The sequence below is a fragment of the Shewanella sp. GXUN23E genome (assembly GCF_050865035.1).
Lineage (GTDB): Bacteria > Pseudomonadota > Gammaproteobacteria > Enterobacterales > Shewanellaceae > Shewanella.
Genome location: NZ_JBOZWP010000007.1, coordinates 126,459 through 138,978, shown reverse-complemented (window position 1 = coordinate 138,978; position 12,520 = coordinate 126,459). Strand labels below are relative to the sequence as shown.

Here is a 12,520-nt window from a genome sequence, read left to right as displayed (position 1 = left end):
CAGTCACGTATCCAGGGCTCAATGGTTAACCGGCTTATAATCGATGTGCCTATCCCATATCTGCAGGGGTAATGCCCAGTTTCTGCAGCAATGTCAGGTTATATTCCTTGGTTTTCGACGGCGGCACCAGCAATGTACTGGCGGCAGTCAATCTTGCGAAGGGCAATTGCTCCAGCTTCAGCCAATCGATTCTCGGGGGCAGCACTGGCAGGTTGGACGCTTCATAAATCGCCACACGGTGATCAGCGGGATACCATTGCAACATATGCTCAACCAATATCTGCAGCCTGGCCTCTGTCGTATTGAATTTGGTCAGAGTATGCTCCCCGGCCAGCGCTATCTGCCACAACAACAAGTATGCAGTGACATCCGGCTGATAGTTGAAAAACATAAATTGACTGGCCTCAACACTCTGATGCCCATAGTCTCCGGGATCTATCCCCAAATCCGCCCAGAGACAGGCCTCAGCAGAGATCCCCGGCTCCATATGAGCCGCAAACCCCTCGGATTTTGCCTGGGCAATGGCCATGTGGGGGACACAGGCAAACACTCCGGGATGACCATAGAAAGCACCAACAACCTGCTTTCCGGCTCTGACTGACTGCAATATCGCATCAACCATTTGTCGGTAGGTCTGACGGCGACTTTTTATCTCGCCACCCTGGGCATAAAACTGCTGCAAATTCACCACGCTGGAATTGACGCGCTCAATCCAGGCCTGAGTATGCACATCCGGCATCAGGGTAAACACCAGATCTGCGTGTTCAATATAACTGCGACTCAACACGCTGATATGGCCCGCCATTTTGAGCCCGGTGCCCACACAAACCAATGAACCTCTAGCCACAATCCCTCTCTCAGACAGCCATCCATCAGGTTGCTGCCAGACTACCTACAAGGCATCATTTTGTTTACAATTTACAATCATTTCAACCATTTTTAATACTAATCACTGACCCGAGAGTAGCGAAAATGATTTATCAGTCAGCGCTGAATTAGCCCCGGCAGGGCACGGTTACAGGTTACAACTGCAGCTTTCACTGATTGCAAAATGAGCCCACACAAAGTATGCAGGTACAAAAAAGCGGAGCAAATGCCCCGCCTGGTCGATAATCTGGAGATTACAATGTGCAGGCCTGCTCAGGCCTCTAAGTCAAGAGTCTTGCCAAACCACTGGATGTGAATGAAATGTCTGAAAATCGATTCATCATCGGCCAGTTGATTCAGCACAGTGCGATCGGCACTCAGCACTGCCTGCTGTTCCAATTCACTTAACCCAAAGTCTTCAACCGTCGCCAATGGCGCATGCTCAAAGCGGCGGAGTAATCGCGCGTCCATCGCCAGTATTTCAAGAAACTCGTTCAATTTATTCATATCATTCTCCCGTCTCACTCCCTGTTGGTAATACAGCTTCCCGGCTGAATCCCACTGACTCACGATTTGACTGATACTCAGCCAATGACTTTGCCAGTGGAACTATCTGGTATTGCACCGGTCAATATCCCCGTGGTTTGGGGAAAAATCAACCTTCCTGTAACCAGGCTTCCATCGGCAGTCACCAAGTAACCTTGTCACTGGGCGCAGCCCTTGGGTATGATGTGGCCAGATTTTCAATCGAACAGTAAAAACAATGATTAATAAGAAGCAAAGTGTCACCCTGCTCGGCGCTGCCCTGTTGTCAGTGTCTCTCAGTGCCTGCAGCGTATTTGACTGGCTGGTTTATAAGCCGGATGTGCCTCAGGGCAACTACATGGAACCTCAGCAGGTTGAGAAATTGCGTATTAACATGACCAAAGCCCAGGCAGAGTACATTCTGGGACGTCCTGTGCTGCGCGATAGCTTTGCCGACAACACCTGGTATTATGTTTACCACTTCAAAAGTGGCCGGGATGCCAGTATCACTCACAAAGAACTGGTACTGCATTTTGACAATGACAAACTGGTCAAGGTCGATGGTGACTATGACTTGAGTCCTGAGTTTACCACGCCACTGGAGCAAAGCAGTTTGCCTGGCGGCGCTGCCGTTAACAGTGAACCATTGTTGCCAGCGGAACGCGGTGATACCAAACCTCTGGTCGAAGAGAAAAAGCCGCTGTCCCAACAACAGTTGCAGGACGAAAAATAATGTCATTAAAAAGCCCGCGATTTCGCGGGCTTTTTAATACTTATCCGGGCTCAGGCACGACCACCGGTAATCTTGTTGGCCCGCCCCTCATCCTTGGCTTTTTCCGCACGTTTACGCCGCACATCTTTGGGATCAGCAATCAACGACCGGTATATTTCCACCCGCATGCCGGGCACCAACACTTCGTCATGTTTGACCGCCCGACTGAAAGTACCCAACTTCACTTTATCCAGATCGATCTCAGGATAGAACTCTGCCATACGACTGAGACAGACAGCATCAATAAACGTGGTCCCCGGCGCCACATTAACCGAAATGACCTTTTGTTTTTGCGCCGTGGCATAAATAACATCCACCGCAAACTTATCAGCTTCATTTGACATAAATCACCTTAGCCCTGTCTGTAAATGCGCTGACCATAGAGCCAACCAACTCCTGAAATACCTTACCAAATGCCATGGCAACCAAGGTACTGGAAAACTCAAAGTCCAATTCAAACTCAACTTTGCAGGCATCCTCTGTCAGCTCGGTAAACAGCCACTGTCCGCGAAGGTATTTGAATGGACCATTCTCCAAATTCAGTTCAATGCGTTTACCCGGGATCAATTGGTTGCGAGTTGTGAATGTCTTGGCGATACCGGCCTTGCTGACATCCACAGAAGCCAGCATAGTACTGCCATCAAACTCCAGAACTTTACCGCCCACACAGCCAGGTAAAAATTCCTTGTAGGATTCGACATCATTGACCAGATCATACATCTGGCGGGCGCTGAAACGCACCAAAACACTTCGACTGATTTTCGGCATCTGTTCACCGTGGAAAGCCTGAGTTAACTGGGCTTACTTGACTGAGTTTGAAATTCACCCAGCTTGATTTAATAGATCAGGCGTTACCTTCTGTTACAGAGCATAACTGCCGGATAAAAGAGGCATTCTACCATCTGAGCAGTAAAACGCACCCGCACCGGTCGGCGGAATTGACAGTGTGTCGAAAAAAACGGCACCGATGCAACCCAGTCGCAAAAAGTGCTCGCCAGGCAATTCCAAATTCCCCTTGCCTGCGTATAATAGCCCGCCTATGGCTAAGAAAAATCCCAAAAAATCCGCAAATTCCTCGGCTACCATTGCCCGCAACAAACGGGCGACCTTCGAATATCGATTCGAAGAGAAAGTCGAAGCGGGCCTGTCCCTGATGGGATGGGAAGTAAAATCCATTCGGGCAGGTAAAGTGAACCTGTCTGAGAGCTTTGTCATGATTAAAAATGGCGAAGCGCACATGTACAACTGCAATATTGTGCCGTTAAGCGCCGCCTCTACCCATGTGGTGGCAGACCCTACCCGTCCGCGCAAGTTGCTGCTCAACCGTCGCGAGCTCGATAGACTGGCAGGCTTGGTGGAACGTCAGGGCTATGCACTGGTGGCCATTTCCATGTACTGGGGCAAAGGTTCCTGGGTCAAGCTGGAAGTGGGTCTGGGTAAAGGTAAGAAAGATCACGATAAGCGCGAAGATACCAAGCAACGTGAGTGGGCCATTGAAAAAGCCCGGGTGATGAAAAACAAATAACTGCACGAATATCGGGCAGTCAGTCATAGCAAGTGAAAAACCTGCTTGAGTAATACGAAAACAACGTATTACAATGACGACACTTTTCGGGGGCGATTCAGGATTCGACGGGATTCGCGAAACTCCGGGAGCATGCCGAGGGGCGGTTGGCCTCGTAAAAAGCCGCACAGTTATAGTTGCAAACGACGATAACTACGCTCTAGCCGCTTAATGCCGCTAGCCATCACCCACATGTTTAGCACATGGGCAGTGGATTTGATGGTCACCCTACATAGTGCTAGCGAGGGAACCTTGTTCGGGGGTGAACCGCGAAACAGTACCGGACTCACCGGCTTAAATCCTGTCTTTCGGAGTTGAGTCGGTTAAACAAAAGAGAGACTAAGCATGTAGCGCCTTGAGCGTAGGTTTTTCGGACGCGGGTTCAAATCCCGCCGCCTCCACCAACACCAGTAAAAGAGACGTCCCAGGACGTCTTTTTTATTGCCTAAAATTTACTAAATTCAACAAGTTACAATCTCAAGAAATCTCACAACATCTCACCACATCTTAGGCCTCTGGCATACCATTTGGTATTCCTACACAAAGTGTCGTAACCTCTTGGAATACCAAACTCGGAGTGAGGTTAGTATGGGCACGCTAAACGACACCAAGGTCAAATCGTTAAAGCCTGGCGACAAGGACAAAGTCATTACCGATGGCGATGGACTACAGCTAAGGCTCAGAGTCAATGGCACAAAGCAGTGGAATTTCAACTATTACCACCCTGTGACTAAAAAACGCGTCAACATAGGCTTAGGCAAATATCCGGCAGTTTCGCTGGCCAAGGCTCGAAAGCAAGCCATGGAGCATCGTGAGCTACTCGCACAAGGTATAGACCCCAAAGAGCATAGACAAGCCGAGTTAGAAGCCAGACAACAAAAGTCAGAATACATTCTCGAGAAGATCGCCTCAGAATGGCTCGAAGTGAAGAGACATGAAGTCACTGCTGATTACGCCACGGACATATGGCGCTCCCTTGAGCGGCATGTCTTTCCCTCACTGGGGCAAACACCATTAGCCGAGATCACCGCCCCCAAAGTCATTGCGCTTTTCAGGCCACTAGAAGCAGCGGGTACCTTAGAGACCGTCAAGCGCCTCTCCCAGCGTCTCAATGAAGTAATGACATATGCCGTCAACTGTGGCTATGTCCACGCTAATCCGTTATCGGGCATACGTGCGGCCTTTAAAAAGCCTAAAAAGCAAAACATGGCCAGTATCGACCCTGAAGAATTGCCAATCTTTCTCAGAGCCGTCGCTCGCGCCTCAGTGAAATACACCACTCGCTGTTTAATTGAATGGCAACTTCATACCATGACCCGCCCTTCTGAGGCGTCCACCGCCAGGTGGGAAGAATTGGATCTGGAAAATCAAACCTGGACTATTCCCGCAGAAAAAATGAAGCGACGAAAAGAACACATCATTCCGCTCACGCCTCAAATGCTAGGCATATTAGAAGCAATGAAGCCTGTTAGCGGTCATAGGGAATATATCTTCCCTTCTGATAAAGATCCTAAGTCCCATTGCAATCCACAAACGGCAAATATGGCTATCAAGCGCATGGGATTCGAAGGCAAGCTCGTCAGTCACGGCCTAAGATCACTGGCAAGTACAACTCTTAACGCCAAAGGATTCGAGCCAGACTTAATCGAGGCAGCATTGGCCCATGTCGATTCAAATCAAGTTCGAGCGGCTTACAACCGCACCAACTACTTGGAACGACGACGCCCTATGATGGAATGGTGGAGCCAGCACATTGAAGACGCCTCCAGGGGCAATTTATCTGTAGCCTTTCTAAGATCAGGATAGACGAGAACGCCATGACATATTAGCGCTGGCCTTAAATGGCCAGCGCTAATATGCGGTATTGATTGCTTTAGTTCACCAAGCCCAATATCATTACAATTCGGTTAATATCGTTTACTAAAAGGAACTTAGGATGACTCAAAATGTAGTTGATACTAAAAATGTCGACTGTGACGATGACTTGCCACCTCTATGTGTTGAATGCGGCGAACGACCTGCAGGCCTCCACGGATTTTGTTATGAATGTGAAGGCGACACCAACGACGACTGACGCTCTCTATCGTTGTCGCCAAAGTAAGTCCGGCTTTCAAGGAGCCGGACTAGAGCAACCTTCAAACCATGTTGCTTGAACGGCAACAACTCAGCCAGCCAAAATTTAACCGTCTAGCTTTAAGTTCTGAGAATGGCAATTGCAATCGTGAGCAGCATCCAGTTCAATGTCCCCTCTCATGCACCATAATTCGGATTTACCATGAAACTCCTAAACACCTACGAAGACAAAGACGAAGCTGAAATTGCGTTAACCAAGGTGCAGGGACCAAAAAGATTAGCCAGTGAGAGAGATGATACCGAAGTCATCTATAACCTCTTTGGCGAGCCAACCTGGGGAAATTTCTATCGTCTGGGAATGTTTCAACTGCCAGAGCTGCAAGGGCTGGTGGCACAAAGGCAGAATGGCCAGGCATATGATGAAAAAAAGCACCGTGAGATCATCACGATGCTTCAGTATATTGCTAAGAATTTTGAACTAGACATTCCAGGTCATTGGCTCTGAAACCGCCACTAGTTAAGAAATACAATAGTATCTGATGCTTGGTGAAGTAGTTCAATCGACGGCGAAGACGCCAAGCAACTTTCACTAAAGATGATATCAAACGGGAAATATGCGGGATCTGAGTTCAATCGATCAAGACTTCTACTTCTATCATCATTAGCCAGGATAATAGCCTGAGCCAACCAAGCTATCAGCTCAGCGGAGCCCAATGATACTGGTCTAGCTAGCTGATACACTCCGGTTTTAGCACTAGAAATCAAACCAAGATTGGTCAAAGTCCTAATGACAAATTGCATCGAACGCTTGATCGTAGAGGTATCACCATACTCTTCAGTGACCCGCAGCTCCAATTGCGAGTAAACAAATAAGCGGTCGTGCCGTGCAATTCTTCCCAATTGAGACACAACAAAATAGAAAAATGGATACCTAGCAATCAAGAGCCCCCAGTGGATCACAAGGCTATGCTCACTGTGGCGCAAAAGCAGATTACAAGCTTGTGCATGAAACTCCTTAGGAGAAGCCTTTGATTGCCCGTTCCAAATACCGAATAGTAAATTCCGGGTCTTATCCATTGCGACTTGGCTCGTAAAAGAAGGCGCAAGTAAACTGTCAATGTGCTTTTTGAGTTCAGCACCTTCTAATCCCCCAGCGGCCCAAATCGCTGTTTGAGTCAACCAACTCAATTCAAGATGACGGTTAAATCCGATCGATGGTTTCATTCAACATCCTGTTTCAAAAATAAATACAAACTATTGCCCTGTTGGTGAACCTCAAATAAATGAGTATCAATCTCACTCTCATTTATTGATAGTTGAAATGGAAACCATACTGGATCCTGTTGCACCTCATGGAACTCACGACTTTCCTGGTTATCGGAAAGGAGAAGAGCTTTCAACATCCAATTGACACGCCACTTATCTTGCTCGCTGACTTTTGCGGCAATACTCATAGAACCGTCGTCATTCTTCACCAATGCACCTAACTCCTGCATTGTCTTTAGTACGGCTCTTGTTGCACGGGAAGTAGACTCAGTCTCTCCAAATAACTCACACATGCGCTTGTTTACCTGAGCATATTTGAAGCAATCGTTCAACTTACTGTAGCGGCCGATATAGCGTGCTACAGCGGCAAAAAAAGGCTTGCGAGCTACCAGCATCCCCCACTGTAAACTCATGGTTGACTGCTCGTCTCTCAAATAGAGATCCAAAGCATCACAATCAAATTTCTGATATTTAGTATTTTCTCTAATCGCCCAGATAGAGACCAGCAGGTTTCGCGCTTTTCGACGGTTTTCAACTGTCGCAATAAATGACTCCAGAAGATGCTCAAGCTTTTGATTTAATATGGTTTTGCTGGCGCCATGAGCCACTGAAGACAAAGTAAACTCCAACCAAACACGATCTACATGACGGCTAAAGCTAATGAGTTTTTTCATACTGAATGGGCTTTGAGGTAATAACAGCTAATGGAACAACTACTTCATGTAAGCTAATACCACCATGACCAACAATCTTCTCACCCTTGGTCTTAAAAGCATCTGTCGCTTTGGCGAGGATTGGATAACAGTTCTGTGGCAGCCCCGAACTAGGGCCAGGCCATACTATCACGTTTTGGTCCACGTTTGTTGCAGCACTGCTTTGAGTTACTGCAGTGTTATACAGACGAACTCTTTCACCCCTACTCTCGGCAGTAACCCCATCATTAATCCGACCTATACCAATAGCTTCCTGGCTCCCATGGTCGGCTGTTAAGACCACTTCAAACCCTTGCGACAACAGAGCATTAATCTTGCCAACAAAATCCCACTGCTCTAGCCACACATCAACTATCTTGTTCAACCCAGCCATACCTGCTTTCATACCGTGCATCTGATCATCAACAAAATTAATCACGATACCTGCTACCTGAATTGCCGATGGAAAAATCAGGTTTTCCCACTCTTCTGGGCTAAGCATTTCTGCGTTCTTGGCATAGATCGCCTGCTTATCATTCAGTCCTTCATTTGCCCAAAAGTCGAGCCATAGCGCCTTCTCTTTGCCCGTCGTAAGAAGTGATTCTGAAAAGGCAAAGGGGCGTTTACCAGAGAACAGTGCTTGACGAGAGATAGAGGTGATTGTTGGCACCCATGCAAAACAGCTATGCTCTTCAACAAGGATTGATTGATTAGCCTGTAGGCTCGAACGAAGCAAAGGCCATTGTCTGGCTCCAAGACCATCCAATACCAAGAGGCATACTTTCTTATTTTTTGAGACTTTTCCAGCTATCCAGTTTGGTATTTTATGCAGCATCAAAGGCACTTTTACTGTGGGAAGCGATTGTAATGCGCAGAAATTCTCCGTCAACCAAGGTTCAAATAGCTTGTCAGCAACAGCATTAATTGTCGATATATCTTTATTGAGCCGTTGCCTTTGAGTCAGTTCAACATCCTCATTATTCAATTGATATGAGATTGCATTTAACACGCCCAATTGATGAGACTGCTCTAACCAAAACTCAGCGTTAATCGAGCCCGTATCTACATCGCTAAATGTACCCTTCACCTGCGCCAATAACCGGTTACAGCGCTCATATCTAATGTTCACTTCTGGTGTTTGGATGCCTATCGCACTCCAATGCCCTTCAGGTAAATCGTTTTGCTCCAATGCTATTGGCTTAAGCACGCCATCAGCAAACAGGTTATCAATCAATACCCGAATATCTGCATCATCAAACGGTACTACCAGCTCATCACTATCAAATAGTTCATTGTTTACCTGAGCGACAGGTCGTATTGACGCAATGTATCGCTCCCACTGCGTTTGGAGAAAATTATAAAAATTAGCCCTATTCGGCACGAGGGCTGTAAAGTCCCATTGTGTCAACGCTCGATTAAGCGCCAATAGCGCCACCAATCGCTCCTCGAAATACCCAGGCATTTCAATGCCTACGTAGTGCTTTCTAATCAGCAGCCTTACTACATCCGCTGCCGATTGGATAATCTCAGGAGCGATTTTATACACATGACGAAGGATAAAGTCGGTACTCGCAAGCGGTGTTAGCTTTCCGGGCCGATATAAGGCAATAGCATCGACCACAGATTGAAATGAAGATGCAGGTATCTGACGCAAAACAGTGGCATCAATTTCAGGACATATTTCAGTCAGGTTGAAACTTCGCCGCTTGGCATGAGCAGCAATATCAAACGGTATAAATAGCTCACTACAGTCAGCAATCCGAATTAATAACGAAATCTGACTGCTATCCTGAAGCCATTTCTCATAAGTCAACCTTAACGCTAAGGGATCATTCTCATCGATCAGCATTGCCTGCTTTTCTCGAAAAAACGAGGCAATTTGGGGTTCGAAGCACAACCCATCCGGGTCATCTAACAGATAGATAAAAGCCCCATCAAGATTCAGGGTTGAAATCAGTTCCTTTACCCAGTTACTCATCCTTGGATCTCTACTACCAACATTAAACTTAACTGGGGAAATACTTGCTGCTTCAAAGCTGCGAGCCTTTCCCACTCTTGCTGCTCTAACTCTAACTGCCTGGTTCGGTACTGCCTTACCTCTGGCAAACCAATCCTATCTATTGCCCGGCGCCGTGCCCTGAAGGAAAACTCAGTCTTTTCGATGTCTTGCTCAAGCTGACGTAAATATGCTTGATGCAAGCCATTAAAGATGGCCTCCCCATCATGCTCGGCGACCTCTGTTAACTGCGCAAAAATATCCGGCCTTAGCTCCATACTTGGCGCCGAGCCGATAACCTCAAATTCAGTTTGGCATATTGCCTCCCAGATCCGAGCAGAAGCAGCGGCGAAATATCGGCCTTCTGTATTAACGAAAATGGGCAAATAGCGCTGGCTCGTGCCATCCACAGTTTGTAACTCTATCCGCCAAAGCGCCCATACCCCCGCTACGCCAGAGGGCAACTGGGTAAAAACGACTTTGGGAATTGGCATACTAGGTACCCACTGAGGAAGCTGCTGATATAGCTTTGCTACTTTTGCATCCTCCAGTGTCAACAAAGATAACTGTTGTTGCTGCGCAAGCGCGCCATTAAAGGTAATACGTGATAGCTTTTCACCATCAGGCCAAGTTATCTCTATTCCAAGGGCATTATCTGGGATAAAACTAGCTGATTTACCCAAAGATTGTTGCCACTTAAGGTAATAAGCGACCATCTGCTCTATCCAATAAGGCATAGGGTGATTTAGTGTCTTTTGGTATTCATCCAACGCTAATGGAATATCACCACCAAACAAGCCATCTTGCTGACGCTTTTCCTGGGCGTTGTCTCTAAGTATTTCCAATGCTTTTGCAAGCTCATGGTCCAACTGCTCAGGCTCAACAACATTGGTCATAAAGAGTTCATCAAACAGATGGTTACTGGCAGAAGAATCCAATACATCACTGGTTTTATCCACACCAAACTCATCAAGGATGACCTGCAGTTTATCTTCCAATACTTCACGCACCCGATGCTCAGCGGTATTTTCCAGCACAAAATTCAGTGCACGAACCACATATGGTTGGCCGATACGGTCGACCCGACCAATGCGCTGCTCTACCCGCATGGGGTTCCAAGGCATGTCATAGTTCACGATAACGTGGCAAAACTGAAGATTGAGACCTTCGCCTCCAGCATCGGTAGAGATTAATACCCGAGTATCCTTGGCAAAGGCCTGTTGCACTTGTTTTCGCTCATCTAAATCCATCGAGCCATTCAAGCACACTACGCTTATGCCATGCTGTGTTAAAAACTGCGCCAACATCTGCTGGGTGGGTACAAATTCAGTAAAGACCAACAGTTTAAGTTTTGGGTCCTGTTCTTGTTGTTGCAGCTTATATATCCAATCCAGCAAGGCCTCCGCTTTAGCGTCAGTCTCTGTCTCAATACAGCGCTCAGCTAATTCCAATAAAAAGGCCACTTCGGCCCTTTCGTCGGCAGAACGCTTACCTGCTTGCACCACATCGTCCAACTGACTTTGGCTATCTAAATCTTGCCAGTCGTCTGAAAAATCAATCTCAGATTGGAAGCTTGCAGTTTGAAGAGCCTCTATACGTTTAGACAAGGTTTTGGCGATTGCCCGGCTGCTGGAACTCACTAAGCGCTGCATCAAGATCATCAAAAAGCCGATGGCATTTTGCCGTTTGGCTTTAGCTTGGTTGTAACCATCTCGAATATAGTCGGTCACCGCCTCATAGAGCTGCTTTTGCAGAATATGCTGCCCACCCCAAGCCACAGGCACCAACTCGGTGTGACGTTTGTTAAACAGACGTTTACCATCAGCATCAATAGCCTTAGTCTTTTCAGTGCGGACGACAAAGGGCTGTACCCGCTCTTTAGTGACGCTGTCGAGGTCCGGAAATGCCTTGGCATCCAATAACGACAGCAAACGGTGGAAAGCATCGGTTTTACCTTGATGTGGCGTCGCCGATAACAATAGAAGATAAGGAGCCGCCTCCGCTAAACCCTGGCCTAATTTAAAGCGGGCCACTTGGTCAGTACTGCCACCCAACCTGTGCGCCTCATCAATCACAATCAGATCCCAACCGGCTGCAAGTACATCGTCAAAGCGCGTTTTGTTGTAGGCGTGTAACTGTTTGGCAGACCAACCTTTGCGATATTCAATAGGCTTAATACTATCAAGCGAACACACTACCTGATCGTAACGACACCAGAGATTGTCTTTAGCATCCAGGTTTTTATAGTCGCCAGGCTGCAATAAATGAAAGGTTTCATTGAAATGTTGCTGCATTTCACTGAGCCACTGACTAACCAAGCCTTTAGGGGCGCACACTAAGATGCGCTTAGCCATGCCACGTAACTTCAGTTCGCGGATAACCAAGCCCGCCTCTATGGTCTTACCCAACCCAACTTCATCGGCAAATAGGTAACGTAGCTGCGGTTGACTAAAAGCTTTTCGTAACGCCTTTAACTGGTGAGGCAACGGAATCACATTGGCTTCTAAGGGGGAAAGTAGCTCCCCCTCGGCCTGCGCATTTGCAATACGGGCAGCACTGGCAATATAGCCAAGTCCAAATTGCCCCTGGTGCCAATCCGGCCCCAGGGGTAAAAGATCATCTTGTGGTAAGCACAGCACTGACTGACTATCAGTGCTTAACACTCTACAGTAAGGCCTTTGCCAAAGTTCTTGCTCAGATAGCAGCTGCACATATGCATCAAGGCTCTTACTCCAGCGCCAGCTGCCCGTTTGCAACGTCATTAT

Annotated in this window: 12 protein-coding genes and 1 other RNA gene; 5 read left to right on the top strand and 8 right to left on the bottom strand. The window is 47.3% G+C overall.

Features of this window, described 5'->3' with window-relative positions:
- Positions 1-49: 49 nt before the first annotated feature.
- Together ACRRUX_RS08885 and ACRRUX_RS08880 are read right to left on the bottom strand one after the other, a co-directional pair.
- Positions 50-847, bottom strand: coding sequence for an SAM-dependent methyltransferase (locus ACRRUX_RS08885; protein ID WP_432529322.1), 798 nt, complete (start codon positions 845-847; stop codon positions 50-52).
- A gap of 293 nt (positions 848-1,140) precedes the next feature.
- A complete protein-coding gene (locus tag ACRRUX_RS08880) occupies positions 1,141-1,374 on the bottom strand; it encodes a hypothetical protein (RefSeq protein ID WP_432529320.1) in 234 nt (77 codons plus the stop codon).
- Positions 1,375-1,630: 256 nt separating this feature from the next.
- On the opposite strand from ACRRUX_RS08880, the gene ACRRUX_RS08875 reads away from it, so the two are divergent.
- Positions 1,631-2,125, top strand: a complete 495-nt coding sequence (locus tag ACRRUX_RS08875) for an outer membrane protein assembly factor BamE (protein WP_432529318.1) — start codon at positions 1,631-1,633, stop codon at positions 2,123-2,125.
- 50 nt (positions 2,126-2,175) lie between these two features.
- Here the strand turns inward: ACRRUX_RS08875 and ACRRUX_RS08870 are convergent, their stop codons facing one another.
- Entirely contained in the window at positions 2,176-2,508 is a 333-nt protein-coding gene (locus tag ACRRUX_RS08870; RefSeq protein ID WP_432529316.1) for an RnfH family protein, read from the bottom strand.
- Positions 2,498-2,932 carry an SRPBCC family protein gene (locus tag ACRRUX_RS08865; protein ID WP_432529314.1) on the bottom strand — a complete coding sequence of 145 codons (435 nt, stop codon included), beginning with the start codon at positions 2,930-2,932 and terminating at the stop codon, positions 2,498-2,500. The genes ACRRUX_RS08870 and ACRRUX_RS08865 overlap by 11 nt, the downstream gene beginning before the upstream one ends.
- 271 nt (positions 2,933-3,203) lie before the next feature.
- Here ACRRUX_RS08865 and smpB point away from each other — a divergent pair, with 271 nt between their 5' ends.
- From smpB to ACRRUX_RS08845, 4 genes are all read left to right on the top strand, one after another.
- Positions 3,204-3,689 (top strand): SsrA-binding protein SmpB, encoded by a 486-nt coding sequence (smpB, locus tag ACRRUX_RS08860; RefSeq protein ID WP_432529311.1) that lies wholly within the window; start codon positions 3,204-3,206, stop codon positions 3,687-3,689.
- A gap of 88 nt (positions 3,690-3,777) precedes the next feature.
- Positions 3,778-4,132, top strand: a transfer-messenger RNA (tmRNA) gene (gene ssrA / locus ACRRUX_RS08855).
- A gap of 184 nt (positions 4,133-4,316) precedes the next feature.
- A complete protein-coding gene (locus ACRRUX_RS08850; protein WP_432529309.1) occupies positions 4,317-5,534 on the top strand; it encodes an integrase domain-containing protein in 1,218 nt (405 codons plus the stop codon).
- Between the two features lie 469 nt (positions 5,535-6,003).
- Complete coding sequence (locus ACRRUX_RS08845; protein ID WP_432529307.1) at positions 6,004-6,306, top strand: hypothetical protein; 303 nt, start codon at positions 6,004-6,006, stop codon at positions 6,304-6,306.
- An 8-nt stretch (positions 6,307-6,314) separates the two neighbouring features.
- On the opposite strand, the gene ACRRUX_RS08840 is transcribed toward ACRRUX_RS08845, so the two are convergent.
- The 4 genes from ACRRUX_RS08840 to ACRRUX_RS08825 are packed head-to-tail and all read right to left on the bottom strand — an operon-like array spanning position 6,315 to position 12,517.
- The gene (locus ACRRUX_RS08840) at positions 6,315-7,025 is read right to left on the bottom strand and encodes a hypothetical protein (protein WP_432529305.1); all 711 of its coding nucleotides are present in this window, start codon (positions 7,023-7,025) and stop codon (positions 6,315-6,317) included.
- Complete coding sequence (locus ACRRUX_RS08835) at positions 7,022-7,741, bottom strand: hypothetical protein (protein ID WP_432529303.1); 720 nt, start codon at positions 7,739-7,741, stop codon at positions 7,022-7,024. Before ACRRUX_RS08835 ends, ACRRUX_RS08840 begins: the two co-directional genes overlap by 4 nt.
- A complete protein-coding gene (pglZ, locus tag ACRRUX_RS08830) occupies positions 7,725-9,737 on the bottom strand; it encodes a BREX-3 system phosphatase PglZ (protein WP_432529301.1) in 2,013 nt (670 codons plus the stop codon). The genes ACRRUX_RS08835 and pglZ overlap by 17 nt, the downstream gene beginning before the upstream one ends.
- Positions 9,734-12,517, bottom strand: coding sequence for a DEAD/DEAH box helicase (locus ACRRUX_RS08825; RefSeq protein WP_432529299.1), 2,784 nt, complete (start codon positions 12,515-12,517; stop codon positions 9,734-9,736). The genes pglZ and ACRRUX_RS08825 overlap by 4 nt, the downstream gene beginning before the upstream one ends.
- Between the last annotated feature and the right edge of the window lie 3 nt (positions 12,518-12,520).

Bases quoted from the DNA above. Each gene is read 5' to 3' on its own strand.
- ACRRUX_RS08880 (WP_432529320.1), bottom strand. From the start codon at position 1,374: ATGAATAAATTGAACGAGTTTCTTGAAATACTGGCGATGGACGCGCGA.
- ACRRUX_RS08875 (WP_432529318.1), top strand. From the start codon at position 1,631: ATGATTAATAAGAAGCAAAGTGTCACCCTGCTCGGCGCTGCCCTGTTG.
- ACRRUX_RS08870 (WP_432529316.1), bottom strand. From the start codon at position 2,508: ATGTCAAATGAAGCTGATAAGTTTGCGGTGGATGTTATTTATGCCACG.
- ACRRUX_RS08865 (WP_432529314.1), bottom strand. From the start codon at position 2,932: ATGCCGAAAATCAGTCGAAGTGTTTTGGTGCGTTTCAGCGCCCGCCAG.
- smpB (WP_432529311.1), top strand. From the start codon at position 3,204: ATGGCTAAGAAAAATCCCAAAAAATCCGCAAATTCCTCGGCTACCATT.
- ACRRUX_RS08850 (WP_432529309.1), top strand. From the start codon at position 4,317: ATGGGCACGCTAAACGACACCAAGGTCAAATCGTTAAAGCCTGGCGAC.
- ACRRUX_RS08845 (WP_432529307.1), top strand. From the start codon at position 6,004: ATGAAACTCCTAAACACCTACGAAGACAAAGACGAAGCTGAAATTGCG.
- ACRRUX_RS08840 (WP_432529305.1), bottom strand. From the start codon at position 7,025: ATGAAACCATCGATCGGATTTAACCGTCATCTTGAATTGAGTTGGTTG.
- ACRRUX_RS08835 (WP_432529303.1), bottom strand. From the start codon at position 7,741: ATGAAAAAACTCATTAGCTTTAGCCGTCATGTAGATCGTGTTTGGTTG.
- pglZ (WP_432529301.1), bottom strand. From the start codon at position 9,737: ATGAGTAACTGGGTAAAGGAACTGATTTCAACCCTGAATCTTGATGGG.
- ACRRUX_RS08825 (WP_432529299.1), bottom strand. From the start codon at position 12,517: ATGACGTTGCAAACGGGCAGCTGGCGCTGGAGTAAGAGCCTTGATGCA.